Source organism: Pseudomonas sp. FP2309 (assembly GCF_030687575.1).
Lineage (GTDB): Bacteria > Pseudomonadota > Gammaproteobacteria > Pseudomonadales > Pseudomonadaceae > Aquipseudomonas.
In genome coordinates, this window is sequence record NZ_CP117439.1 from 4,774,057 (window position 1) to 4,799,288 (window position 25,232).

The following is a 25,232-nucleotide window of genomic DNA, read 5'->3' on the forward strand; positions in this document are numbered from 1 at the left end:
TCGCCTTTCGCAAGCCATTGGATCCGCGGGATCCGCGTCTCAGTCAAAACTGGGAATAATGTTGGCCTTGTCGATCATATCGATCGGCAACAGAAATTCATGGTCTTCTACCTGCACCACGACATCCTGCTCTTCTACACCGCGCAGAAGGCCCTGAAAGTTGCGTCGCCCTTCAAAAGGCGATCGCAGCTTGATCTTCACTTGTTCACCGGCAAATTTTGCAAACTGATCAATAGTGAACAGTGGGCGTTCCATGCCTGGCGAGGAAACTTCGAGGGTGTATTCAACGGAAATCGGATCTTCAACATCCAACACACCGCTGATCTGACGGCTGACAATGGCACAATCGTCCACCAGCACGCCGCCCTCTTTATCGATATAAACGCGCAACATTGAGTGGCGACCTTGAGCCGAAAACTCAATACCCCAGCATTCATAGCCTAGGGCCACGACCACCGGGGCCAGCAAGGCCTGCAACTCTTCTAGCTTGCTCGACACCTGAACCCCCTCGTGCATGTATGTGCATGCTGTGCAAAATAAAAAAATGGGCGAAACGCCCATCCTTGAAACGCCGTCGAACAGCGGCGTTGAAAGTGTCCAGCTAACAAAAAGCCCCTTAAAAGGGGCTCCGCTAAAACTGGTTGCGGGGGCCGGATTTGAACCGACGACCTTCGGGTTATGAGCCCGACGAGCTACCAGACTGCTCCACCCCGCGACAAAGCTGGGGCGGAAGTATACGACCGATCCCTTACAGGGTCAATGTAACCTTCCACCTACAAGAAAGCCCGCAACAGCGGGCTCTCCTGATAATTGGTACCGAGAAGGGGACTCGAACCCCTACACCCTATGGGCACAACCACCTCAAGGTTGCGTGTCTACCAATTCCACCACCTCGGCAATACAGCGTTTAAAACCCTTCTTACTTCTGCTCTTGAGCTGGAGGTACGTCAGTCGCTGGAGTAGCCGACTTTTGCTCTTGAAGCACCGGGACATCATCAGAAGCCGGCTTTGCTTTTGGCACTTCCAACACTGCTGGGTTTGGCAAACCTACTTGAGTCAGCGCATGAGCTTTCCCTTTAGCAAAGTAACCTAACCCCAAGCTGGTTATGAAGAAACCGGCGGCAAGTATAGCAGTAAACTTACTAAGAAAGGTAGAGGAACCTTGGCTTCCGAACACAGTATTTGAAGCACCTGCACCGAAAGACGCACCAGCATCCGCACCTTTACCCTGTTGCAACAAAACCAGGGCAACTACGCCCAAGGCAGCCAACAGATGAAAAACGACTACGACTGTTTCCAGCATTTTTTCAGTTTCCCGCGGCGCGACAAATCGCACCGAACTCATCTGCATTCAGGGAAGCTCCACCAATGAGCCCCCCATCGATATCCGGCATGCCGAACAGTTCGACCGCATTGGCCGCCTTCACGCTGCCGCCGTATAGAAGCCGCACACCTTGTGCAACCTCAGAATTCTCTGCCGCCAACTGCGCCCGGATGGCTGCGTGCACATCCTGCGCCTGTTGCGGTGTAGCAGTCAGCCCGGTACCAATGGCCCAGACCGGCTCGTAAGCAATTACTGCCTTTGCAAACGCACCAACACCCAGCTCCTCGATGATGCTGCCCAGCTGACGCGAGACAACTTCAAGAGTTTTGCCAGACTCACGCTGCTCAAGGGTCTCCCCTATGCACAACACCGGAGTCAAACCACAAGCCTGCGCTGCCGCGAACTTGCGATTGAGTGTCCCATCACGCTCGCCCATCATCTGACGACGCTCGGAGTGCCCGACAAGCACATAGGAACAACCCGCATCAACCAACTGACTGGGAGCAATCTCACCGGTCAGCGCACCTTGCATGGCTTCCACCGCAGAATTCTGCGCGCCGACCTGGATCGACTTACCTTTCAAGCCATCAACCACTTGGGTGATATGCAAGCAAGGCGGGAAAACCGCGATATCAACACCGCCAGGCAAGGCCAGGTGACGAAGGCCATTGATCAGCTCAGCGACACTGGCGCGGGTACCGTGCATCTTCCAGTTACCAGCTACCATAGTGCGACGCATGCTGTACCTCGTCGGTCAAAGTGGGCGCAGATGTTACCCAACCACATCATCACTGGCAAGCCGAATTCAGGCGCAAACTTCAGTTACTAGTTTTGCCAGGTCTTCGGCGTGGCCGCGAACCTGCATTTCGTCGTCCCCTTCGACCATAACGCGCACCAGAGGCTCTGTGCCGGACTTGCGCAGCAGTACGCGTCCACGCCCCGCCATTGCCAGGGTTACACGCTCGCACGCCTCTTTGATAGCTGGGTGCTCAATAGGGTTCTCTGCGCCGGAGAAGCGCACGTTAAGCAAGACTTGCGGGCATTTGCGCAGCGCCTGACGCGCCTGGGCCAAACTCTCCTCACGACGGCGCAACGCAAGCAGCACCTGCAACGCAGCAATGATCGCATCCCCCGTGGTGGTGTGCTGGAAGCACACAACATGCCCCGAGTTCTCACCACCTATCTGCCAGTTACGCTCCAGGAGCTCGGCAATGACATAACGGTCACCGACATTGGCACGGACAAACGGAATGCCCAGATCCGCCAGCGCCAACTCAAGCCCCAGATTGCTCATCAATGTACCGACGACACCGCCCTGCAGCTTGTTACGCTCGTGCAGGTCGCGAGCAATGATAAACAACAGGTCATCACCATCCACCACCGCACCCGTGTGATCCACCATCAATACACGGTCACCATCTCCATCAAACGCAATGCCCAGGTCGGCATGCTCAGCGAGCACAGCTGCCTGCAATTGCTCCATATGAGTGGAACCGCAGTTGTCGTTAATGTTCAGCCCATTAGGCTGAGCCGAAAGCACCGTCACGTCCGCACCCAACTCCTTGAAGACGCTCGGAGCAACCTTGTAGGTCGCGCCATGGGCGCAGTCGACAACGATCTTCAGGCCGGCGAAATTAGTGCTGGTGGGTACGCTGCTTTTGCAAAATTCGATATAGCGGCCGGACGCGTCATTAATCCGCGATACCTTGCCCAGCTTGCTGGACTCAACCACCGTCATCGGCGCATCCAACAGCTCTTCAATCATCAGCTCGATTTCGTCCGGGAGCTTGGTGCCCTGACCCGAGAAGAATTTGATGCCATTGTCATCATGGGGGTTGTGCGAAGCACTGATCACGATACCGGCTTCAGCGTGGAAAGTACGCGTCAGATAAGCGATCGCAGGCGTAGGCATTGGCCCCAGCAACATCACATCCGCACCCGCAGCGGACAGCCCGGCCTCAAGTGCGGACTCAAACATGTACCCAGAGATTCGGGTGTCCTTGCCCACCAGGATGCGGCAAGCGCCCATACTGCGGAACGCCATGCCTGCCGCCCACCCCAGTTTGAGCATGAAATCTGGAGTAATCGGAAATTCGCCGACCCGACCACGAATACCATCGGTACCAAAGTATTTTTTAGTCATAAGTGCTCCATCATTCTTATTCGGCTGATTCTACTGCGGCAAGCATACGCACCACATCCACGGTCTCGGCAACATCATGCACACGCAAGATACGCGCTCCCTTGGTGACCGCAAGCGCGGCCAGCGCAAGACCGCCGTAAAGCCGCTCACCCACCGGACGATTCAATGCCAGACCTATCATGCTCTTGCGCGAAACGCCGACCAAGAGAGGCCGACCGAGGGCATGCAATACCTCCATATGCTTGAACAGGCTTAAATTGTGCTGCAAGGTCTTGGCGAAACCAAACCCGGGATCGAGGATGATCTTCTCGGACGCGATGCCGACGCCAGCACATTGCGCGACTCGCTCTGAAAGAAAGCCGCTCACTTCACCCACGAGATCATCGTAATGCGGATTGTCCTGCATATTGCCGGGCTCTCCCAGCATATGCATCAAACACACCGGCAAACCGGTTGCCGCCGCAGCATCAAGCGCGCCATCGCGGCGAAGGGAGCGCACATCATTGATCAGCCCCGCCCCTAGACGCGCTGTTTCGCGCATGACGGCTGGTGTGGATGTATCCACCGAAATGATCACATCCAGCTCACGCGCGATACGCTCGACGATAGGCGCGACACGTTCAAGCTCCTCCAAAGGAGAAACCACGCGAGCCCCAGGCCGAGTGGACTCGCCACCGACGTCAATCAACGTCGCGCCGGCCACAACCATGGCTTCGGCATGACGCAATGCTGCATCAAGCTGACTGAAGCGGCCGCCATCGGAAAAAGAGTCAGGGGTGACGTTAAGAATGCCCATGACATGCGTATGGGCCAAATCAAGAACCCGATTGCCGCAAGGCAACCGGGTGGAGGACAACGCAGAAGTCATTTCAAACCTTAGTGGTCAGCAGCCGGGCCGCCGATCGGGGTTTCAGGGCGCTCGTTATGAACGACTGGCGGGGTGCCAGAAGTGCCCGAACCGCCTTCCCAATCGCGAGGCTCACGAGGTTCGCGGCCCGCCATGATGTCGTCAATCTGATCGGCATCAATGGTCTCGTACTTCATCAGCGCATCAGCCATCGCATCCAGCTTGTCGCGATTATCGGTGAGGATCTGCTTGGCCGTGCCGTAGCACTGGTCAATGATGCTACGTACCTCAGAATCGATCAACTTGGCCGTCTCACCGGAGAAGCTGGCGCTTTGACCGCCACCACCACGCCCCAGGAACACTTCGCCTTCTTCCTCGGCATACATCAGCGGACCGAGCTTTTCCGACAAGCCCCACTTGGTCACCATATTCCGTGCAATCTGACTGGCACGCATGATGTCGTTGGAGGCACCCGTGGTCACTCCATCGAAGCCCAAGGTCATCTCTTCAGCGATCCGGCCGCCATACAGCGAGCAGATCTGACTGATGAGGGCACGCTTGGAAAGACTGTAACGGTCTTCTTCAGGCAGGAACATCGTGACACCCAACGCCCGACCACGAGGAATAATCGAGACTTTGTAGACCGGGTCGTGCTCGGGGACAACGCGACCAACAATGGCATGGCCCGCTTCGTGATAAGCCGTGTTCTGCTTCTCTTTTTCAGACATGACCATGGATTTGCGCTCTGCGCCCATCATGATCTTGTCTTTGGCCAGCTCGAATTCTTTCATTTCAACGATGCGCTTGCCGGTACGGGCCGCGAACAACGACGCCTCGTTCACCAGGTTGGCCAAATCGGCACCGGAGAACCCTGGCGTACCGCGGGCAATCACCGCCGGGGCCACGTCGTCTCCCATTGGTACTTTACGCATGTGCACTTTGAGGATCTGCTCACGACCACGAATGTCCGGCAAACCAACCACAACCTGACGGTCGAAACGGCCTGGACGCAACAGTGCAGGATCCAACACGTCTGGACGGTTGGTCGCTGCGATCACGATGATGCCATCGTTCATCTCGAAACCGTCCATCTCCACCAGCAACTGGTTGAGGGTCTGCTCACGCTCATCATGACCACCGCCCATGCCAGCACCACGATGGCGACCAACGGCGTCGATTTCATCGATAAAGATAATGCAGGGAGCGTGCTTTTTGGCCTGTTCGAACATGTCGCGAACACGGCTGGCGCCTACGCCGACGAACATTTCGACGAAGTCGGAACCGGAAATGGTGAAGAAAGGTACCTTGGCTTCGCCAGCAATCGCCTTGGCCAGCAGGGTTTTACCCGTACCTGGAGGGCCAACCATCAGAACACCACGAGGAATCCGGCCACCCAGACGCTGGAACTTGCCTGGATCGCGCAGGAACTCAACCAGCTCCCCGACTTCTTCCTTGGCTTCATCGCAACCGGCAACATCAGCCAGGGTCGTCTTCACCTGATCTTCCGAGAGCAGGCGTGCCTTGCTCTTGCCGAAGCTCATCGGACCGCCCTTGCCTCCCGCCCCACCTTGCATCTGGCGCATGAAGAACATGAACACGGCGATAATCACCAGGATCGGGAAGCTGGCAACCAGCAACTGAGTCCAGATGCTCTGCTGCTCAGGCTGCTTACCCTCGATGACCACATGGTTGTCCACCAGGTCGCCGATCAGGCCATTGTCCGGAATATTCGGGCGGATGGTCTTGAAACCATCGCCATCGCTGCGCTTGCCAGTGATGACAGCACCATCGACCGTCACGCGCTCAACCTTGCCATCCTTAACTTGTTGGATAAAGTCGGAATAGTTGAGGGTCTGCGGCTCGTTAGGGCTGGAGAAGTTGTTCATCACCGTCACCAGGACAGCCGCGATGATCAACCACAGGATCAGATTCTTTGCCATATCGTTCAATTAACTACCCTCTGAAGCAAGCTCCGCTACTGGCGCGCGCTTCGCATGATATTCACCGGCCTAACTTACTACATTCCTACAACTCTGGCAGGCGCCGTCTGTAACCCTTTGTGAAACTTTGACTACACAATATTCGTAAAGCTTCATGACGAAAGCGATATAAAAAAACCTATCGCCTTCCTCGAATCCCTCAAAACCGCTCTTCGCTCGCCGCACCTTCAACGCCGCGGAAGCCCCGACAGAGCAGGTATTGCTCGCGCGACCTGTCGCGCGAAGAGTCCGGCTTGCGTGTCTGTACCTTGTCGAACAGCTTGCGGATGTTCTTGTGATACTCGTCAAAACCTTCCCCTTGGAAGACCTTGACCAGAAAATCACCACCCGGACGCAATACACGCCCCGCCAGATCCAGCGCCAACTCACAAAGGAACATGGCTCGCGGCATATCAACAGCCGGTAATCCACTCATATTGGGGGCCATGTCGGAAATCACAAGGTCTACCTGCGAATTTCCCACGGCCTCCAGGATCTCGGCCAATACGGAGTCCTGAGTGAAATCGCCGTGCACAAAGGTCACATCGGGGATGCTGTCCATCTCAAGGATGTCGGATGCGATCAACCGACCTTGCCCACCAATCAGACGACTGGTCACCTGGGACCAGCCACCGGGGGCCGCGCCAAGATCAATAACGCTCATGCCAGGGCGAATCAACTTGTCCTTGTCCTGGATCTCCAGCAGCTTGTAGCTGGCCCGGGAACGGTACCCATCCTTTTGCGCCTTTTTGACGTAAGGGTCGTTGAAATGCTCTTGCAGCCACTTAAGGCTAGTTTTGGAACGGGCCACGGGCCACCTCGAAAATAAAACGGGTCGTGATTAACTGGGCGGTCCCGGACTCGCTCGGGTAAACTGGCCGCCGCTTTTTACAAGATCAGACGCAGGGGTCAGATTATGCCGCTCACTCAAGAGCAGAAGAAACAGTACAAATCCATTGGCCACCATCTGAAACCAGTTCTGATTGTGGCAGACAACGGTTTGACTGAAGGTGTGTTAGCCGAACTTGAACGCGCACTGGGCGATCACGAACTGATCAAGATCAAGGTCAACATCCTTGACCGCGAAGCGCGTTTGGCCGCCATCGCAGAACTGTGCAAGGTCGGCAAAGCGGACCTGGTTCAGGTCATCGGCAAGATGGCGCTGCTGTATCGCAAGAACTTCAGCGTCAACAAGCAACTGTCGAACGTACATCGCTTCAAGTAATACAAGGGTTACGGGCGTGCTTCGCGCGCCCCGCCACTCCATCCAGGCGCCGGCTGTATAACCAGCACCAGGCCGGAAAACCCCAGAACAAGATAGCTGAATAACTGCCAGCGCAACGCTTCCGGCAGCCAGACATGCACCACGCAAAACATTGTGCATGCATAAAGCGCCATCAACAGCAGTTGGCCGCGAATATCCCGCCACAAACTCCCCAAGCCCTCAGCCTTGACCAGCACCAATGCCTGGATCGTCACGCACGCCGCCGCAAACCCCACCAGCAACGCACTCAGTAATCCATCAATCTCATCGATCAGTAACGGCGCCAGGCCAATCAGGCCGAGCGCCGGCAGAACACCAATATGCAGCAACCACAAGCCACCCACCCACAGCATCTGGGAGAGCTGCCAAAGCATGGCGCCCGCACGAAGCGGGCGCCGCCTTTCAGACGTGGCGAACTTCAACAATCTCGTACTCAATCACGCCGCCGGGGGTTTTCACAGCCACCACATCACCCTCTTCCTTGGCAATCAAGGCGCGAGCGAGCGGTGAGCCGACAGAGATCTTGCCGAGTTTGAAGTCAGCCTCGTCTTCACCAACGATGTGGTAGACCACGCTTTCGTCAGTTTCAACGTTGGCGATCTCCACAGTCGTACCGAAAATTACTTTGCCGGTCTTCGCAATGGTCGTCACATCGATCACCACCGAATTCTGCAGGCGGCCTTCGATATCACGGATCCGCGCTTCGACCATGCCCTGCTGCTCACGAGCAGCGTGGTATTCGGCGTTTTCCTTGAGGTCACCCAGCTCGCGGGCCGTACCGATGTCCTGGCTAAGCTTTGGACGTACGACCTTGGTCAGATGGGCGTGCTCCTCTTCCAGGGCTTTAAAGCCCTGGACGGTCATTGGGTATTTGGTCATGCCTTCAATCCTGCGTGTAGATCCTGCAAGCGACGCACGGTCTTTTCCGGACCGAACTTGAGCGCTTCACAGATAGCTTCGCCTGCAGCAATGGTGGTGGTGCAGTAGATCTTGTGCTGCAAGGCATTACGACGAATGGAATAGGAGTCCGCGATCGACTGGCGACCTTCAGTGGTGTTGATGATCAAGGTGACTTCGTCATTCTTGATCATATCGACCACGTGCGGACGGCCTTCCGTCACCTTGTTCACGCGACGCACTTTCAGACCAGCCGCTTCGATCAGCTTGGCAGTTCCGGCAGTGGCCACGATTTCGAAGCCCAAGTTGATCAGATCACGGGCAACGCCTGCAACCAGCGGCTTGTCATCATCACGCACGCTGATGAACGCAGTACCACCGGTCGGCAACACTTCACTGGCACCCATCTGGGCCTTGGCGAACGCCTCACCGAAGGTATCGCCCACACCCATCACTTCACCGGTGGACTTCATCTCTGGGCCCAGGATCGGGTCCACACCAGGGAATTTGGCGAATGGGAACACCGCCTCTTTCACACTGTAGAAGTTAGGGATGATTTCTTTGGTGAAGCCGATTTCCTTCAGGGTCTTACCGGCCATCACGCGCGCGGCGATCATAGCCAGGGACACGCCGATGCACTTGGAAACGAATGGCACCGTACGCGACGCACGCGGGTTGACTTCAATGACGTAGATGTCTTCGCCTTGCAGCGCCAACTGGACGTTCATCAGGCCGACAACGCCCAGCTCCAGGGCCATTTTCTTGACCTGTTCGCGCATCTCGTCCTGGATGTGCAGTGGCAGCGAGTACGGCGGCAGCGAGCACGCTGAGTCACCGGAGTGAACACCTGCCTGTTCGATGTGCTGCATGATCGCGCCAATCACCACATCGGTACCGTCGCAAACAGCGTCAACGTCCATTTCGATCGCGCAGTTGAGGAAGTGGTCCAGCAGCACCGGGCTGTCGTTGGACACTTTCACCGCATCACGCAGGTAACGTTTGAGTTCTTCTTCTTCGTAGACGATTTCCATCGCCCGTCCGCCCAGCACGTAGGACGGACGCACCACCAGCGGGTAGCCAATTTTGCTGGCTGCGCGGATGGCTTCGTCTTCGCTGCGCACAGTAGCATTTGGCGGCTGGCGCAGGTTCAGGCGCTCAACCATTTGCTGGAAGCGCTCGCGGTCTTCTGCACGGTCGATGGCATCCGGGCTGGTGCCAATGATCGGCACGCCGGCCGCTTCGAGGGCTCGCGCCAGTTTCAGCGGCGTTTGGCCTCCGTACTGTACGATCACGCCTTTTGGCTTCTCGACACGCACGATTTCCAGCACGTCTTCCAGGGTCACAGGTTCGAAGTACAAGCGATCGGAGGTGTCGTAGTCGGTCGAAACAGTTTCCGGGTTGCAGTTGACCATGATGGTCTCGTACCCGTCTTCGCGCAGAGCGAGCGCGGCGTGTACGCAGCAATAGTCGAACTCGATACCCTGGCCGATACGGTTTGGACCGCCGCCCAGAATCATGATCTTGTCGCGACCCGACGGTGCGGCCTCGCATTCCTCCTCGTAGGTGGAATACAGGTAGGCGGTGTCGGTGGAGAACTCAGCCGCGCAGGTATCAACACGCTTATAGACCGGGAAGATGTCCAGCTTGTGACGGTGCGTGCGCAGGTTCTTCTCGGTTACACCCAACAGCTTGGCCAGGCGCTGATCGGAGAAACCTTTGCGCTTGAGGCGGAACATCATGTCACGGTCGATGCTGGCCAGACCCAGGGTCTTGACCTTCTCTTCTTCCTTGATCAGGTCTTCGATCTGCACGAGGAACCAAGGATCGATCATGTTCATGCCGAAGATGTCTTCGACGGTCATGCCGGCGCGGAAGGCATCAGCGACGTACCAGATACGTTCGGCACCCGGCACAGTCAGCTCGCGCTTGAGGATGCTCATACTTTCCGGGTTGCTCAGGTCGAGCTTCTCGTCCAGACCACACACACCGACTTCCAGGCCGCGCAGGGCTTTCTGCAGGGATTCCTGGAAGGTACGGCCGATGGCCATCACTTCACCCACCGACTTCATCTGGGTGGTCAGGCGCGCGTCAGCCTTGGCGAATTTCTCGAAGGCGAAGCGTGGCAGCTTGGTCACTACGTAGTCGATGGACGGCTCGAAGGACGCCGGAGTCTTGCCGCCGGTGATGTCGTTCGACAGTTCGTCCAACGTGTAACCCACGGCCAGCTTGGCCGCGACCTTGGCGATCGGGAAGCCGGTGGCTTTCGAAGCCAGGGCCGACGAACGCGACACACGCGGGTTCATCTCGATAACGACCATGCGGCCGGTGTCCGGGCAGATGCCGAACTGTACGTTGGAGCCACCGGTCTCCACGCCGATCTCGCGCAATACCGCCAGGGAGGCGTTACGCAGGATCTGGTATTCCTTGTCGGTCAGGGTCTGTGCTGGCGCCACGGTGATCGAGTCACCAGTGTGCACGCCCATCGGGTCAAAGTTTTCGATGGAGCAGACAATGATGCAGTTGTCCTTTTTGTCGCGGACAACTTCCATTTCATATTCTTTCCAGCCGATCAGGGATTCGTCGATCAGCAGCTCTTTGGTCGGCGACAGATCCAGACCACGGGCGCAGATTTCCTCGAACTCTTCACGGTTGTACGCGATACCGCCGCCGGTGCCGCCCATGGTGAAGGACGGGCGGATGATGCATGGGAAACCCAGGGTCTCGAGGACCGCGTTGGCTTCTTCCATGCTGTGGGCGATGCCGGAACGCGGGCACGCCAGGCCGATGGACTTCATGGCCTTGTCGAAACGCGAACGGTCTTCAGCCTTGTCGATGGTGTCGGCGTTTGCGCCGATCATCTCTACACCGAATTTCTCCAGAACGCCTTCGCGCTCCAGGTCCAGGGCGCAGTTCAGCGCGGTCTGGCCGCCCATGGTCGGCAACAGCGCGTCCGGACGCTCTTTTTCGATGATCTTGGCAACGGTCTGCCATTTGATCGGCTCGATGTAGGTCGCGTCGGCCATGGCCGGGTCGGTCATGATGGTGGCCGGGTTGGAGTTCACCAGGATGACGCGGTAACCCTCTTCACGCAGGGCCTTACAGGCCTGTGCGCCGGAGTAGTCGAATTCGCAGGCCTGGCCGATAACGATCGGGCCAGCGCCGAGAATCAGGATGCTTTTTATGTCTGTACGTTTTGGCATGGGTTTGTCACTCAAATCCGCAGGTCAGTCGGCAAGCCGTCTTGAACAATCTTTGAAGAGCCTGCGGGGGCCTCCGAACTTCGGGGCCGCCCGCACGCCGCTCAGTCAGCGTCGCTTGGCCATCTCATTGATGAAACGGTCGAACAGCGGCGCTACGTCGTTCGGGCCCGGGCTGGCTTCAGGGTGGCCCTGGAAGCTGAACGCGCTCTTGTCGGTACGTTCGATGCCTTGCAGGGAACCATCGAACAGCGACTTGTGAATAGCGCGGACATTGCTCGGCAAAGTCGCTTCATCCACCGCAAAACCGTGGTTTTGGCTGGTGATCATTACGACGCCAGTGTCCAGATCCTGCACCGGGTGGTTAGCACCGTGGTGGCCGTGCCCCATTTTCAGGGTCTTGGCGCCGGAGGCCAGGGCCAGCAGTTGGTGACCGAGGCAGATACCGAATACCGGGATCTCGGTCTCCAGCACGTCCTTGATGGCCTGAATGGCGTAGTCGCAAGGTTCAGGGTCGCCCGGGCCGTTGGACAGGAAGACACCGTCCGGCTGCAGGGCCAACACATCGCTGGCCGGGGTTTGTGCAGGCACCACGGTAACGCGGCAACCGCGCTCGACCAGCATGCGCAGGATGTTGTACTTCACGCCGTAGTCATAAGCGACTACGTGATAGGGCAGGTCCGCGGACTCGATAGTCGCGTGACTGTCAGTCTTCAAGTCCCAGACGGTGGAGCGCCACTCGTACTGTTCCTTGGTGCTGACGACTTTCGCCAGGTCCATGCCTTTCAGGCCAGGGAAGCCTTGCGCTGCGGCGATCGCCGCTTCTTCGGAGATAGCGTCACCGACCATGATGCAGCCGTTCTGCGAGCCTTTTTCACGCAGGATGCGTGTGAGGCGGCGCGTATCGATACCGGCGATCGCCACAACGTTGTTGGCTTTCAGGTAATCCGACAGCGACATCGTGTTACGCCAGTTGCTCGCAACCAGCGGCAGATCGCGAATGACCAGGCCGGCGGACCACACGCGGTCAGACTCGACATCTTCCGGCGTTGTACCGGTGTTGCCGATGTGCGGATAGGTGAGGGTAACGATCTGTTGGGCGTAGGAAGGATCGGTAAGGATTTCCTGATAGCCGGTCATGGCGGTGTTAAACACCACCTCTCCAACGGTTTGACCGTCGGCTCCAATGGCTTCGCCGCGAAAAATGCTGCCATCAGCAAGGGCGAGTATGGCTGGCTTAGTCAAGAAGACCTCCCGTAAATAAAGCCTGAAAGGGCGATCGCAGGTTGTAAAAAAGCGGAGTGACGTATGGACACGTCACCCCGCTTCTTCACTGAATTATTCTGCGCGCTTTTAGTGGACACACTAAAGCTGTAGCTTACAGAAAAAGGCTTTTTGGGTCCACCGCTAATGAGCCCTAAAGGCAGGAGAATGCGACAGTACGTCGCTTAGCGGTTAAAAAAGGGGCCTCAGGATAATCCTGAGGCCCCTTTTTAGCTACTGATTAGTGCAAATCCAGCACATCGCGCATGTCATAAAGACCAGGCTCGCGACCGTCCAGCCAGAGCGCAGCACGCACAGCGCCTTTGGCGAAGGTCATCCGGCTGGAGGCTTTGTGCGTGATTTCCAGTCGCTCGCCCTCGGCGGCAAACAACACGGTATGGTCACCGACCACGTCACCACCGCGAACGGTTGCAAAACCGATGGTGTCGCGCGCACGGGCACCGGTATGGCCTTCGCGGCCGTATACCGCCACCTTTGACAGGTCACGACCCAGCGCATCAGCAATCGCCTCACCCATGCGCAGCGCCGTACCCGACGGCGCATCGATCTTGTGACGATGATGGGTCTCGATGATCTCAATATCAGCCTCATCCCCCAGCACACGAGCAGCCATATCCAGCAACTTGAGCGACAGGTTCACACCAACACTGAAGTTCGCAGCAAAGACGATAGGAATATCCTTGCCCGCCTCCACCAGCAGTTGCTTCTGCTCAGCCGTCAAACCCGTAGTCCCGATGACCATGGCCTTGCGGGCCTTACGACAGAATGCGAGGTTTTTCAGCATCACTTCCGGCAGGGTGAAGTCGATCAGCACATCGAATTCGTCAGCCACCTGCTCAAGATTGCCGGACAACGACACGCCGATACGCCCCAGCGAAGCCAACTCACCGGCATCCGCACCGATCAACGTACTGCCCGGACGAACGATCGCCGCCGTCAGCCCAGAGGCCGGCGAGCGCTGCTGCACCGCCTCGACGAGCGTTTTACCCATGCGCCCGGCAGCGCCCATTACGGCTATACGTCGCATACTCAATTCCTTACAGGTCGCCGAAGAAGCGCTTCACGCCTTCGAAGAAGCCAGTGGTTTTCGGTGAATGGGTGTCATCACCCTCCAACGAACTGCGGAACTCTTCAAGCAGCTCGCGCTGACGGCGATTGAGGTTGACCGGCGTTTCCACCGCCACACGGCACATCAAGTCACCCGCACCGCCACCCCGCACCGGCGCAACCCCTTTGCCACGGATACGGAACTGTTTGCCGGTCTGCGTGCCCTCAGGGATCTTGAGCTTCACACGACCATCAAGCGTCGGAATCTCCAACTCACCACCCAAGGCTGCATCGACAAAGCTGATCGGCACTTCGCAGAACAGGTGCTTGCCGTCGCGCTGGAAAATCGAGTGCTCGCGCACATTGATTACCACGTACAGATCGCCCGTTGGACCACCTTGAGTACCCGCCTCTCCTTCACCCGACAGACGGATTCGATCACCGGTGTCGACACCGGCCGGCACTTTAACCGACAGCGTCTTGTACTCTTCGACACGACCTTCGCCGTGGCAGGCATCACACGGATCAGAAATGATCTTGCCCTGACCATGGCAACGCGGACAGGTCTGCTGCACCGAGAAGAAGCCCTGCTGCATACGGACTTGGCCGATACCGCCACAGGTAGGGCAAGTAATGGGCGAGGAACCTTTCTTGGCACCTGAACCGTCACACGGCTTGCAGTTGACCAGCGTCGGTACACGGATATTGACGCTGGTGCCGCGCACGGCTTCTTCCAGGTTCAATTCCAAGGTGTAGCGCAGGTCGCTGCCACGCTGGGCGCCACCACGCTGACCACCTCGACCACCACCGAAGAAGTCACTGAACACATCGCCGAAAATATCGGAGAAATTCTGACCACCAAAGCCGGCACCGCCGCCGCCCATGCTCGGATCGACGCCAGCATGACCGTACTGATCATAGGCCGCACGCTTATTGGGATCAGACAGACATTCGTAGGCCTCATTGGCCTCTTTGAACATTTCTTCGGATTCTTTGCTATCCGGATTACGGTCCGGGTGGTGCTTCATCGCCAGGCGACGGTAAGCCTTCTTCAGGTCCGCCTCACTGGAACCACGCTCCACACCCAACACTTCGTAATAGTCACGCTTTGCCATAAGTCTTTGCACTCTTAAGGACGTTCAGCCAGACCCTCCTGAGCCTTGCCAAACTCGTTGAGCCCCAATACAGGCCCGGACCCAACTCACGTCAATTCAACGATCCTGGTCATTACTGCTTTTTAGCCAGGGACCCGGCCAAAAATGCGGCGTTTATTGTTCGGGAAGCAGGAGCATCCCCGATCACACCGCCAACATGCGAACGCTGTCGCATGCTGTAAAAATTCGCGTACCCCAGACACGCCAACGCGGGAGCAAGCTCCCGCGCGGCGACATCCTACCAGTCACCGCTTGTCAGCGGTCAACCGGGCGAACAGATTACTTCTGCTCTTTGACTTCTTCGAACTCAGCATCGACAACGTCGTCATGCTTGGCTTCAGGCTCTGCTTGTTGCGCAGCGCCATCAGCCGGCTGGCCTTGTTCGGCGTACATTTTTTGAGCAACCGGAGCGGAGACTTTCGACAACTCCTCAACCTTGGCTTCGATGGCAGCCTTGTCGTCGCCTTTAACAGCGGCTTCCAGGGCAACCACGGCAGCTTCGATCGCGGTCTTCTCTTCAGCGGTTACTTTGTCGCCTGCATCAGCGACCATTTTGCGCGTCGAGTGAACCAGAGCATCACCCTGGTTACGGGCACCGGCCAGCTCTTCGAACTTCTTGTCAGCTTCGGCATTGGTTTCAGCATCACGGATCATCTGTTGAATTTCTTCATCAGAAAGACCGGAGTTGGCCTTGATGGTGATCTTCTGCTCTTTGCCCGTTGCCTTGTCTTTCGCGCCGACGTGCAGGATGCCGTTGGCGTCGATGTCGAAGGTCACTTCGATTTGTGGCACACCACGTGGTGCTGGTGGAATCTCAGCCAGGTCGAACTTGCCCAGAGACTTGTTCTGAGCGGCTTGCTTACGCTCACCTTGCAGCACGTGAATAGTCACCGCGCCCTGATTGTCATCGGCAGTCGAGAACACTTGCGATTTCTTGGTAGGAATCGTGGTGTTTTTCTCGATCAGCGCAGTCATCACGCCACCCATGGTTTCGATACCCAAGGTCAGTGGGCTCACGTCCAGCAGCAGCACGTCTTTCACGTCGCCGGCCAGAACGGCGCCCTGGATGGCAGCACCCATGGCAACCGCTTCATCCGGGTTCACGTCTTTACGCGCTTCTTTACCGAAGAACTCAGTTACTTTCTGCTGCACCAGCGGCATACGAGTCTGGCCACCGACCAGAATCACGTCGTTGATGGAGCCAACGTCGATGCCCGCGTCTTTCAACGCAATGCGGCAAGGTTCGATGGTGCGCTGAACCAAGTCTTCAACCAGTGCTTCCAACTTGGCGCGAGAAATCTTCACGTTCAAGTGCTTAGGACCGGTGGCATCCGCAGTGATGTACGGAAGGTTAACGTCGGTCGACATGCTCGAGGACAGTTCGATCTTGGCTTTCTCGGCAGCTTCCTTCAGACGCTGCATCGCCAGCGGATCACCCTTGAGGTTCATGCCGCTTTCTTTCTTGAACTCGTCAACGAGGTAGTCGATCAGACGGATGTCAAAGTCCTCACCACCCAGGAAGGTGTCACCGTTGGTGGCCAACACTTCAAACTGGTGCTCGCCGTCGACTTCTGCGATCTCGATCACGGATACGTCGAAGGTACCGCCACCCAGGTCATAAACGATGACAGTGTGGTCGCCTTTGGCCTTGTCCATACCGTAAGCCAGTGCGGCTGCGGTCGGTTCGTTGATGATACGTTTTACATCCAGACCAGCGATGCGGCCCGCGTCTTTAGTCGCCTGACGCTGACTGTCGTTGAAGTAGGCAGGAACGGTGATCACCGCCTCGGTCACTGCTTCGCCCAAATAGTCTTCGGCAGTTTTCTTCATCTTTTTCAAGACTTCAGCCGAGATCTGTGGCGCAGACATTTTGTTGCCATTCACTTCGACCCAGGCGTCACCGTTGTCAGCCTTGGCGATTTTGTACGGCACCATCTTGATGTCTTTCTGTACGACTTCTTCGTCGAACTTACGACCGATCAGACGCTTTACCGCGTACAGGGTGTTATGCGGGTTGGTCACAGCCTGGCGCTTCGCCGACTGACCAACGAGGATCTCGCCATCGTTGGCATAAGCGATGATCGACGGCGTAGTACGCGCGCCTTCAGCGTTTTCGATAACTTTAGCTTTGCCGTTTTCCATGACCGAGACGCACGAGTTGGTGGTCCCCAGGTCGATACCGATAATTTTGCCCATGATTTACTCTCCCGAAACTTGAATTTGGTTGCCGCAGCAGTTGTGGCTAACTGCGGTAGCACTTAAACGCTTGACTTATAAATGGGGGCCTTGCGACGTATTTCAAGCCTGCTCATCAATAGAAGGCGAAACCGGCGCCGGCGCCTTGCTGACAACAACCATCGCCGGGCGCAGCAAGCGACCATTGAGCAGATAACCTTTCTGGAAAACCTTCAACACGCTGTTGGGCTCAAGGTCATGACTTTCCTGCATGGCCATTGCCTGGTGATGCTCAGCGTTAAACGGCTCGCCGCCTTGCGGGTCGATGGCTTCCAGCTGATAACGCTTCAGGGTGTCCTGGAACATTTTCAGGGTCAGCTCGATCCCTTCGCGCATCGGACGGATGTTTTCGTCGTCCGGGTTGGATAACTCAAGGCCACGCTCCAGGCTGTCGATGATCGGCAGCAAGTCACTGGCGAACTTTTCCAATGCGAACTTGTGAGCTTTTTCTACATCCTGCTCGGCACGGCGGCGGACGTTCTGCAGATCAGCGGCAACACGCAAAGACTGATCCTGCGCAGCGACCAACTGCTCTTCGAGCACTTGCACACGAGTTGCCAGTTCATCACCGACGGCCGAATTGGCGTCTGGAGTTTGCGTATCCTGCGTCTGTTCGTCAGCCATAGTTCTCTCCTTTCAAAATCATGCGCGATCTCAACTCACGCTTCTGTTCCGGTATATGGGGCCACAATTTCCAGGTTCAAGGGCGGGGGCGTTACCAAAAGACTTTCCTGTGCCCTGAGTCAATTCCTCCACTTAAATTCTTTCTGGCACTAAGAAAAAGCACTAATCAAGCAAATCGAGCTAAGCACCCGGATTGTCAGCCCAAGACAAAACACTGTATAAATAACCATACCTAACACCTGGGAGCGCCGTCATGCTCGTTCACCTGTCTGTACATAACTACGCCATCGTTGAACATCTGGATCTCGAGCTGGATCGCGGGATGAGCGTAATCACAGGCGAAACGGGCGCCGGCAAGTCGATCATGCTTGACGCCCTGGGCCTGACCCTGGGCGACCGCGCCGACAGTGGCGTAGTGCGCCCCGGCGCCGACAAGGCCGACATCCTGGCCACGTTCGACCTGTCAGACATTCCCGAAGCCGAAACCTGGCTGACCGAACGCGACCTGAATAATGAAGGCCCCTGCATTCTGCGACGGGTCATCACGGCCGAAGGGCGCTCCCGCGGCTATATCAATGGGACACCCTGCCCCCTGGGTGACCTGAAAGCCCTGGGTGAGTTGCTGATCGATATCCATAGCCAGCACGAACATCAATCCCTGCTCAAAACCGATACCCATCGCCGCCTGCTCGACGAATACGCAGGCGCCACTGACCTTGCCCGCCAAGTTCAATTGGCCGCGCAACGCTGGCGCCAGACACGCCAGGAGCTGGACCGCCTCTCCAACTCGGGCGATGAGCAACGTGCACGGCACCAACTCCTCAGCTACCAGCTTGAAGAACTGGAAAGCCTGAACCTTGGCGAAACGGAGCTGGAACAGCTTGAGCAGGAACACAAAAACCTCACCAATGCCGAAACGTTGCTGGGAATCTGTCGACAAGTCGTGGAGCAATGCAGCGAAAGCGATTCCGGCAATGTGCTCAATGCGCTTACGGCCAGTCTCAACCGCTTATCCAGCGTTAACAGCGCCTCAGGCTCGCTGAGCGAAGCGACTACTTTGCTGACCAGTGCGCAAATCCAAGTCGAAGAGGCCGTGGGCGAGCTGAATCGCTTTCTCGATCACTTCGACGCTGACCCGGCGCGCCTGCAGGAGATTGAAGAACGCCTGGACACCATCTATACGCTGGCGCGCAAACATCGTATCCAACCCACAGAAGTGGCAGCGATGCAGCAAAAGCTGCTGGATGAAATCGAAACCCTGAACGCCAATGACGAATCCATTGAGCGACTGGGAGAAGAGCTCGCCTCGTTCGCCCGTCATTATCAAGAGAAAGCCCGCGAACTGAGCAACCTTCGCCAGCAAGCCGCCAAAAGCCTTGCCGGCGCCGTTGAGCAGGAAATTCAACGCCTGGGCATGCCGGGCGGACGATTTACCATTGAGCTACGCGCCAATACCAACACTGAATTGCAGCCCCATGGCCTGGAACAGGTGGAACTGCTGGTCAGCGCCAACCCAGGGCAACCGCTCAAGGCGCTGGCAAAAGTTGCGTCTGGCGGTGAGCTCTCGCGAATCAGCCTGGCGATTCAGGTGATTACCGCACAGACCTCACGTGTACCGACGCTGGTGTTCGACGAGGTGGATGTGGGTATCGGTGGCCCGACTGCGGAAATTGTTGGCCAACTGCTGCGCCGCCTTGGAGATCGAGGCCAGGTGCTTACGGTTACCCACTTGCCGCAAGTGGCAGCACAAGGGCACCAGCACTTGTTTGTGCATAAGGTCAGAGGCAGTGATGCAACGCATACAGCCGTGTCCAAGCTGAACAAGTCCGAACGCGTAGAGGAAGTGGCGCGGATGCTAGGAGGCATCGATTTGACGAAAGAGTCTTTGGCGCACGCAAAAAAAATGGTCGTTGCGACCAAGGCCTGAAGACTTTTTCGCCTCATATATAAAGCACGAAGGCGACCCTGGGGTCGCCTTCGATCGTTTCGCAAAGCAATTTTGCGTCGTTTTTACTTTTTCTTACGGATGTACAGCACCAGATTATGGTCCACCAAATCGAACCCATGCTCCTCAGCAATCTGATGCTGGAGCTTCTCGATTTCCGGACTGGTGAACTCGATTACCTCGTTGGTATCCAGGTCAACCATGTGGTCATGATGACCACCGTCAGCCAATTCGAATACTGCATGACCGCCGTCGAAATTATGACGAACCACCAGCCCTGCGGCTTCAAACTGGGTCAGTACACGGTAAACCGTGGCCAGACCGACGTCTTCGTTAGACTCCATCAGCGCCTTGTAAACGTCTTCGGCACTCATGTGACGTTGCTCAGCAGAATCGAGCATTTGTAGAATCTTGACTCGTGGCAGAGTCACTTTAAGACCGGCTTTGCGTAGTTCGCTATTTTCAACCATGGTTAGCTTTCTCGCGGATGCTGCTTCGCAGCTTCTCTTAATACGGGTATGATCGGCGTTTACGTTGTCCCAGCCAAGATAGTGGAAGTCGCCCACCGATGCAAAACACCAAGCTCTTGCTAACCAGTTTCACCTTTGTGGGACTGCTCGCACTCGCCGGTTGTTCATTCCCCGGGGTTTACAAAATCGACATCCAGCAGGGCAATGTCGTCACGCAGGACATGATAGACCAGTTACGCCCGGGAATGACCCGACGGCAAGTACGGTTTATTATGGGCAACCCCCTGCTGACCGACACTTTTCACGCCGATCGCTGGGATTATCTCTACAGCCTGCAGCCTGGTGGCGGTGAACGCCAGCAGGAACGCGTCAGCGTCATTTTCAATGGCAATGACCAGCTCGTCAGCCTGTCCGGGGACTTCATGCCTGGCGTGAGCCGCGATGAAGCCCTGCTCGGCAAAGATAACGGCACTAACGTGACTGCGCCCGCGCAGGAAGGCGAGAAGCCGAAGTCCGAAGTCCCGGCCAAGCCCGGCTCCTTGCTCGACAAGATCCAGAAAGACGTCGACGGGGTGGAAACCGTTCCAGTCCCGACGCCACAGCCTCTGGACACCAGCCCGCAGTAACTTCGCGGCGCTCACAAAAAAGCCCGGCATGCTGGGCTTTTTGTTGCCTGTGGTTTGGCGACTCTACAGACCTCGCTGTTTAGCCAGTGCCGCCTTGGCTGCACGCAACCTGCGCACTTCCTTCGGATCGGCCAGCAGAGGACGGTAGATCTCGATACGGTCGCCCGCTTGCACAGCGCGCACCTCAGGATCTGCGACCACCTTGCCGAATATCCCCAAAGGGCAATCAGCCAGATCCAGTTCAGGAAACCGCTCACCAATGCCTGACGTGCGCACCGCCGCCCGCACACTGGTGCCCGCCGCCACCGCCACCATCAGCAAGACCTGATGATCGACAGCGGCATACACAACCTCAATCTCAACCATGCAGTTGCTTGGCCCGCTGGCAGAACGCATCCACCAGGGTATTGGCCGCCTGATTGAACAACGGACCCAGCGTCGCGCGCACAATCGGCCCCGCGTAATCGAACGATAGGTCCAGGCTGATTTTGCACGCCTTGTCAGTCAGCGCCTTGAACACCCAGACGCCGTGCAACTGGGTAAACGGCCCCTCCTGCAGGTTCATTTCAATAGACTTGCCAGGCACCAACACATTGCGCGTCACAAAATGCTGGCTGAGCCCGCCCTTGGCCACCCCCACACTGGCGACCATGTGCTCATCACTGTTTTCCAGCACTTCGGCGGTGGAGCACCAAGGCAGGAATTCCGGGTAACGCGCCACGTCGTTGACCAGGTCATAAAGCGCCTGCGCCGGATAAGGCAGCAGGGCCGAACGTTGAATATGCGTCGTCATGTGTGCGTCATTTCCACAGCTGAGCAGCAAACATCGCGAAAGAACAGCCCGATTCGCGAGAGAAAAAAACCAAAGAACTGCCCGCATTGTCCGGGATTCGTCCAACACGCTCAAGCACGCAGGTTGACCGTAGCCGACACGCTCGCAACTCCCTATAATGCCGCCCCTATGGCTAAACAAAAGAAACACCCTACAGGGACCATCGCGCAAAATAAAAAGGCGCGACACGATTACTTCATCGAACATCGTTTCGAGGCTGGTCTGGTCCTGGCCGGCTGGGAAGTAAAAAGTCTGCGCGCCAGCAAGCTGCAACTGGTCGACAGCTACGTATTGCTCAAGGACGGTGAGGCATGGCTGCTCGGCAGTCATATCACGCCACTGACCACCGCGAGCACCCACGTGATTGCCGACCCGGTGCGTACACGCAAGCTGTTGCTCAATGCCCGCGAACTGGAAAAGCTCGCCGCCGCCGTACAGCAGAAGGGCTATGCCTGCATCTGCCTGTCTTGGTATTGGAGCAAGCACCTGGTCAAGTGTGAGATCGCACTGGGCAAGGGCAAGAAGGAATACGACAAGCGCGATACCGAGCGCGAGCGTGATTCCAATCGTGAGCTGCATCGCGCCGTGCGCAACAAGGGCAAGGAAGACTAATCCTTGTAACGATGTGGCCTTGGGAATCCCCCCTGGCTACATCCCCTTGCGCCGCTCCGCACGCGCGACGCGCTGAACCTCCTGACGCACTTCCTCCAACACCTCCTGCACATACTCCAAGTGACGCGTCGACACTTCTCGTGCCTGCTCCGCGCGCCCCTCGATAATCGCCAGGTACAGATCCCGATGCTGACTGATCAGCATGTCGCGGGTTTCCGTGCGCTGCTGGTACATCCCGCCAATGTTAGTCACCACGTTGCGCTTAAGCAGGTCGAACAACCCGCGAATAGTGTGCAGCAACACCGCGTTATGACTGGCCTCGGCAATGGCCAAATGAAACCTCGCATCCGCCGCGCCCTCCTCCGCCCGACTCACTTCGTCGACGCGCGCATAACAATCCTGCAGCGCATCGAACGCCGCCGTCAGCCGCTCACGGTCGACTTCGGTCGCGCGTAACGCCGCGTAATAAGCACACGACGCTTCAAGGGTTTGACGAAACTCCAACAGGTCGCGCTGCGCCTCGGGGTTGTTTTCCAGCAGGTGAAGCAGTGGATCGCTGAAGGTGGACCCCAGGGACTCTGCAACATAATTGCCGCCCCCCTGACGACTCACCAAGAGCCCCTTGGCCGCCAGCTTCTGAATCGCCTCGCGCAGCGAAGGGCGCGACACACCGAACCGTTCGGCCAACGCGCGCTCAGCCGGCAAGCGCTCGCCAGACTTCAGCGTGCCCTCAAGGATCATGCCCTCGAGCTGCTCGACAATATCGTCAGACAAACGGCGCTGACGCACCAGATCAAACCCCATAACTCGCTCTCCACCATCCCGACCACTCGCCGGGGCCTCTATTCTGGCCTATCACCGCATTTCCAGCACCTATCAGAACGCCTTCGCTTTACCCGATCAGATGGGCCAACCGCTCACCTACGACCAAAGTTTCTCAGGCGGCAAATTGACACATCCCCCCGAAGGCTTTTAACCTAGCCCACAGCGATTGTAAATTGGTATTACCAATTATCCAAGCTGACCAAACAACAACAATCAGGGGCCACCCCATATGCAAACCTGGCAACAGCTTTACAGCCCACTCGGCAGCCTCGGCCTGTCCGCATTGGCCGCCGTCATCCCGATCGTATTCTTCTTCCTGGCCCTGGCCGTGTTTCGCCTCAAAGGTCATGTGGCCGGCAGCATCACGCTGGCTCTGTCGATCCTGGTCGCGATCTTCGCCTTCCAGATGCCCGTGGACATGGCACTTGCCGCCGCCGGCTATGGATTTGCCTATGGCCTGTGGCCCATCGCGTGGATCATCGTCGCGGCGGTGTTCCTCTACAAACTCACCGTCAAGAGCGGCCAGTTCGAGATTATTCGCAGCTCGGTGCTCTCGATCACTGACGACCAACGCCTGCAAGTGTTGCTGATCGGCTTCTGCTTCGGGGCCTTCCTCGAAGGGGCTGCAGGTTTCGGCGCACCCGTGGCGATCACCGCCGCGCTGCTGGTGGGCCTGGGCTTCAATCCGCTGTATGCAGCAGGCCTGTGCCTGATTGCCAACACGGCCCCTGTCGCCTTTGGCGCACTGGGCATCCCGATCATCGTTGCAGGCCAAGTGACCGGCATCGATGCATTCAAAATCGGCGCTATGACCGGCCGCCAACTGCCGCTGCTGTCGCTGTTCGTGCCGTTCTGGCTAGTGTTCATGATGGACGGCTTGCGCGGCGTTCGCGAGACCTGGCCGGCAGCGCTCGTAGCAGGCCTGAGTTTTGCCATCACCCAATACTTCACGTCCAACTTCATCGGCCCGGAACTGCCGGACATCACCTCGGCCCTGGCCAGCCTGATTTCCCTGACGCTGTTCCTTAAAATCTGGCAACCCAAGCGCACCGCAGGCGCGCAGATCGCCGGCGCCACCTCTGGCGTGGCGGTCACCGCCAGCGCCGGCGGCTTCGGCTTGCCACGCAGCACCATCGCCTCGCCCTACAGCCTGGGACAGATTGTCAAAGCCTGGTCGCCGTTCCTGATTCTCACCGTGCTCGTCACCATCTGGACGCTCAAACCGTTCAAGGCGATGTTCGCCGCCGGTGGCTCGATGTACAGCTGGGTCTTCAACTTCGCGATCCCGCACCTGGATCAGATGGTGGTCAAGGTCGCGCCCATCGTCACCAATCCAACCGCGATTCCAGCGGTGTTCAAGTTGGACCCGATTTCAGCGACCGGCACCGCGATCTTCTTCTCCGCATTGATTTCGATGCTGGTACTGAAAATCAATCCAAAAATTGGTCTTACCACTTTAAAAGAGACCTTCTACGAGTTGCGCTGGCCGATCCTGTCCATCGGCATGGTGCTGGCCTTCGCTTTCGTCACCAACTACTCCGGCATGTCTTCGACCATGGCGCTGGTATTGGCCGGCACCGGGGCAGCCTTCCCGTTCTTCTCGCCATTCCTTGGCTGGCTGGGGGTTTTTCTGACAGGCTCCGACACGTCGTCCAACGCCCTGTTCAGCTCGCTGCAAGCCACTACTGCGCACCAGATCGGCGTCAATGACACCCTGCTGGTCGCCGCAAACACCAGTGGCGGCGTGACCGGCAAGATGATCTCGCCACAGTCGATTGCCGTGGCCTGCGCCGCGACAGGCCTGGTGGGCAAAGAGTCGGACTTGTTCCGCTTCACCCTCAAACACAGCCTGTTTTTCGCCACCATCGTCGGCCTGATTACCCTGGCTCAGGCCTACTGGCTTACCGGCATGCTGGTGCATTAAAGC

At 57.3% G+C, this 25,232-nt stretch carries 24 protein-coding genes and 2 tRNA genes; 5 read left to right on the forward strand and 21 right to left on the reverse strand.

Going from position 1 to position 25,232, the window contains the following annotated elements; translation table 11 throughout:
- Positions 1–39: 39 nt before the first annotated feature.
- The 9 genes from rimP to rlmE all read right to left on the reverse strand — a co-directional run bounded on the left by rimP (position 40) and on the right by rlmE (position 7,104).
- Complete coding sequence (gene rimP / locus PSH59_RS21940; RefSeq protein WP_003235029.1) at positions 40–498, reverse strand: ribosome maturation factor RimP; 459 nt, start codon at positions 496–498, stop codon at positions 40–42.
- A gap of 140 nt (positions 499–638) precedes the next feature.
- A tRNA-Met gene (locus PSH59_RS21945) sits at positions 639–715 on the reverse strand.
- 96 nt (positions 716–811) lie between these two features.
- Positions 812–897: transfer RNA gene (locus PSH59_RS21950), tRNA-Leu, on the reverse strand.
- A gap of 22 nt (positions 898–919) precedes the next feature.
- Entirely contained in the window at positions 920–1,303 is a 384-nt protein-coding gene (gene secG, locus PSH59_RS21955; protein ID WP_305395323.1) for a preprotein translocase subunit SecG, read from the reverse strand.
- A 4-nt stretch (positions 1,304–1,307) separates the two neighbouring features.
- A complete protein-coding gene (tpiA, locus tag PSH59_RS21960; protein ID WP_248078259.1) occupies positions 1,308–2,063 on the reverse strand; it encodes a triose-phosphate isomerase in 756 nt (251 codons plus the stop codon).
- 66 nt (positions 2,064–2,129) lie between these two features.
- Positions 2,130–3,467 (reverse strand): phosphoglucosamine mutase, encoded by a 1,338-nt coding sequence (gene glmM / locus PSH59_RS21965; protein ID WP_248078262.1) that lies wholly within the window; start codon positions 3,465–3,467, stop codon positions 2,130–2,132.
- 16 nt (positions 3,468–3,483) lie between these two features.
- Positions 3,484–4,335 carry a dihydropteroate synthase gene (folP, locus tag PSH59_RS21970; RefSeq protein ID WP_305393656.1) on the reverse strand — a complete coding sequence of 284 codons (852 nt, stop codon included), beginning with the start codon at positions 4,333–4,335 and terminating at the stop codon, positions 3,484–3,486.
- 8 nt (positions 4,336–4,343) lie between these two features.
- Positions 4,344–6,254 carry an ATP-dependent zinc metalloprotease FtsH gene (ftsH, locus tag PSH59_RS21975; RefSeq protein ID WP_248078269.1) on the reverse strand — a complete coding sequence of 637 codons (1,911 nt, stop codon included), beginning with the start codon at positions 6,252–6,254 and terminating at the stop codon, positions 4,344–4,346.
- A 199-nt stretch (positions 6,255–6,453) separates the two neighbouring features.
- Positions 6,454–7,104 (reverse strand): 23S rRNA (uridine(2552)-2'-O)-methyltransferase RlmE, encoded by a 651-nt coding sequence (rlmE, locus tag PSH59_RS21980; protein WP_003235041.1) that lies wholly within the window; start codon positions 7,102–7,104, stop codon positions 6,454–6,456.
- A gap of 105 nt (positions 7,105–7,209) precedes the next feature.
- Between rlmE and PSH59_RS21985 the strand changes: the two genes are divergently transcribed.
- Positions 7,210–7,518, forward strand: coding sequence for a YhbY family RNA-binding protein (locus PSH59_RS21985; RefSeq protein WP_017139256.1), 309 nt, complete (start codon positions 7,210–7,212; stop codon positions 7,516–7,518).
- An 8-nt stretch (positions 7,519–7,526) separates the two neighbouring features.
- On the opposite strand, the gene PSH59_RS21990 is transcribed toward PSH59_RS21985, so the two are convergent.
- From PSH59_RS21990 to grpE, 8 genes are all read right to left on the reverse strand, one after another.
- The gene (locus tag PSH59_RS21990) at positions 7,527–7,931 is read right to left on the reverse strand and encodes an MFS transporter (protein WP_305395324.1); all 405 of its coding nucleotides are present in this window, start codon (positions 7,929–7,931) and stop codon (positions 7,527–7,529) included.
- A 28-nt stretch (positions 7,932–7,959) separates the two neighbouring features.
- A complete protein-coding gene (gene greA, locus PSH59_RS21995) occupies positions 7,960–8,436 on the reverse strand; it encodes a transcription elongation factor GreA (RefSeq protein WP_122719987.1) in 477 nt (158 codons plus the stop codon).
- A complete protein-coding gene (gene carB, locus PSH59_RS22000) occupies positions 8,433–11,654 on the reverse strand; it encodes a carbamoyl-phosphate synthase large subunit (RefSeq protein WP_248078276.1) in 3,222 nt (1,073 codons plus the stop codon). Before carB ends, greA begins: the two co-directional genes overlap by 4 nt.
- Before the next feature lie 105 nt (positions 11,655–11,759).
- Entirely contained in the window at positions 11,760–12,896 is a 1,137-nt protein-coding gene (gene carA, locus PSH59_RS22005; protein ID WP_248078278.1) for a glutamine-hydrolyzing carbamoyl-phosphate synthase small subunit, read from the reverse strand.
- Positions 12,897–13,155: 259 nt separating this feature from the next.
- Positions 13,156–13,962, reverse strand: coding sequence for a 4-hydroxy-tetrahydrodipicolinate reductase (gene dapB / locus PSH59_RS22010; protein ID WP_248078279.1), 807 nt, complete (start codon positions 13,960–13,962; stop codon positions 13,156–13,158).
- A gap of 10 nt (positions 13,963–13,972) precedes the next feature.
- Positions 13,973–15,097: a molecular chaperone DnaJ gene (dnaJ, locus tag PSH59_RS22015; RefSeq protein WP_248078280.1), complete on the reverse strand. Its 1,125-nt coding sequence runs from the start codon at positions 15,095–15,097 to the stop codon at positions 13,973–13,975.
- Between the two features lie 318 nt (positions 15,098–15,415).
- Positions 15,416–17,332, reverse strand: a complete 1,917-nt coding sequence (gene dnaK / locus PSH59_RS22020; protein WP_248078281.1) for a molecular chaperone DnaK — start codon at positions 17,330–17,332, stop codon at positions 15,416–15,418.
- A gap of 102 nt (positions 17,333–17,434) precedes the next feature.
- Entirely contained in the window at positions 17,435–17,995 is a 561-nt protein-coding gene (grpE, locus tag PSH59_RS22025) for a nucleotide exchange factor GrpE (protein WP_248078282.1), read from the reverse strand.
- A gap of 253 nt (positions 17,996–18,248) precedes the next feature.
- Between grpE and recN the strand changes: the two genes are divergently transcribed.
- Positions 18,249–19,922 (forward strand): DNA repair protein RecN, encoded by a 1,674-nt coding sequence (gene recN / locus PSH59_RS22030; RefSeq protein WP_305393657.1) that lies wholly within the window; start codon positions 18,249–18,251, stop codon positions 19,920–19,922.
- A gap of 83 nt (positions 19,923–20,005) precedes the next feature.
- Here recN and fur read toward each other — a convergent pair whose 3' ends face one another.
- Positions 20,006–20,410 carry a ferric iron uptake transcriptional regulator gene (gene fur, locus PSH59_RS22035; protein WP_083360362.1) on the reverse strand — a complete coding sequence of 135 codons (405 nt, stop codon included), beginning with the start codon at positions 20,408–20,410 and terminating at the stop codon, positions 20,006–20,008.
- 98 nt (positions 20,411–20,508) lie between these two features.
- Here fur and PSH59_RS22040 point away from each other — a divergent pair, with 98 nt between their 5' ends.
- Complete coding sequence (locus tag PSH59_RS22040; protein ID WP_016976810.1) at positions 20,509–21,036, forward strand: outer membrane protein assembly factor BamE; 528 nt, start codon at positions 20,509–20,511, stop codon at positions 21,034–21,036.
- Between the two features lie 63 nt (positions 21,037–21,099).
- On the opposite strand, the gene PSH59_RS22045 is transcribed toward PSH59_RS22040, so the two are convergent.
- Together PSH59_RS22045 and PSH59_RS22050 are read right to left on the reverse strand one after the other, a co-directional pair.
- Positions 21,100–21,402: an RnfH family protein gene (locus tag PSH59_RS22045; protein ID WP_305393658.1), complete on the reverse strand. Its 303-nt coding sequence runs from the start codon at positions 21,400–21,402 to the stop codon at positions 21,100–21,102.
- Entirely contained in the window at positions 21,395–21,829 is a 435-nt protein-coding gene (locus PSH59_RS22050; protein ID WP_010206630.1) for a type II toxin-antitoxin system RatA family toxin, read from the reverse strand. Before PSH59_RS22050 ends, PSH59_RS22045 begins: the two co-directional genes overlap by 8 nt.
- A 168-nt stretch (positions 21,830–21,997) precedes the next feature.
- Here PSH59_RS22050 and smpB point away from each other — a divergent pair, with 168 nt between their 5' ends.
- Complete coding sequence (smpB, locus tag PSH59_RS22055) at positions 21,998–22,480, forward strand: SsrA-binding protein SmpB (RefSeq protein ID WP_003235073.1); 483 nt, start codon at positions 21,998–22,000, stop codon at positions 22,478–22,480.
- Between the two features lie 36 nt (positions 22,481–22,516).
- Here smpB and PSH59_RS22060 read toward each other — a convergent pair whose 3' ends face one another.
- Positions 22,517–23,284: an FCD domain-containing protein gene (locus PSH59_RS22060; RefSeq protein ID WP_248078288.1), complete on the reverse strand. Its 768-nt coding sequence runs from the start codon at positions 23,282–23,284 to the stop codon at positions 22,517–22,519.
- Positions 23,285–23,534: 250 nt separating this feature from the next.
- Between PSH59_RS22060 and PSH59_RS22065 the strand changes: the two genes are divergently transcribed.
- The gene (locus tag PSH59_RS22065; protein WP_248078291.1) at positions 23,535–25,229 is read left to right on the forward strand and encodes a lactate permease LctP family transporter; all 1,695 of its coding nucleotides are present in this window, start codon (positions 23,535–23,537) and stop codon (positions 25,227–25,229) included.
- Positions 25,230–25,232: the final 3 nt, after the last annotated feature.